This window comes from Paenibacillus cucumis (ex Kampfer et al. 2016) (genome assembly GCF_019748695.1).
Classification (GTDB): Bacteria; Bacillota; Bacilli; order Paenibacillales; family Paenibacillaceae; genus Paenibacillus; species Paenibacillus polysaccharolyticus.
In genome coordinates this window covers 1-467 of the sequence record NZ_JACLIC010000079.1, presented here as the reverse complement: position 1 = coordinate 467, position 467 = coordinate 1, and the positions used below count along the sequence as shown (strand labels likewise).

Annotated in this window: 1 protein-coding gene; it reads left to right on the top strand. The window is 59.7% G+C overall.

Annotated features, from left to right (window positions below; all coding sequences use genetic code 11):
* The coding region (locus H7T88_RS28515) for an AMP-binding protein (protein ID WP_221791743.1) at positions 1 to 467 on the top strand (467 nt) is incomplete at both ends.

Genomic DNA, 467 nt, shown 5'->3' with positions numbered 1-467 from the left:
GGTATGCGGTGAACGGTACGGAAACAGGACGAATACCCATCGGTGAGGCACTGCCTCAGGTACAGGTACGAATTGTAGATAAAGACGGACGTTTACAGGGCGAAGGCGTGCCCGGGGAACTATGCATTGCGGGGCGCGGAGTAGCGCGAGGGTATCGCAACCTGCCCGAATTAACGGCGGAGCGCTTCATCACGGGAGCGTTGGGAGAACGGTATTACCGAACCGGAGACCTGGCGCGCTGGTTACCCGATGGCAGCCTCGGTTACCTGGGACGGATGGACCGGCAGGTGAAAATCCGGGGGTACCGGATCGAACTGGGTGAAGTGGAGTCGGTGCTGCTGGAATTGCCGGAGATCGAAGAGTCGGCCGCGGAGGTGCGGGAAGACACCCTGTATGGCTACTACGTATCGAGCAAAGAGGTGGAGGAAGCCGAGGTACGGAGGCACTTGCGCGTGAAATTGCCAGAC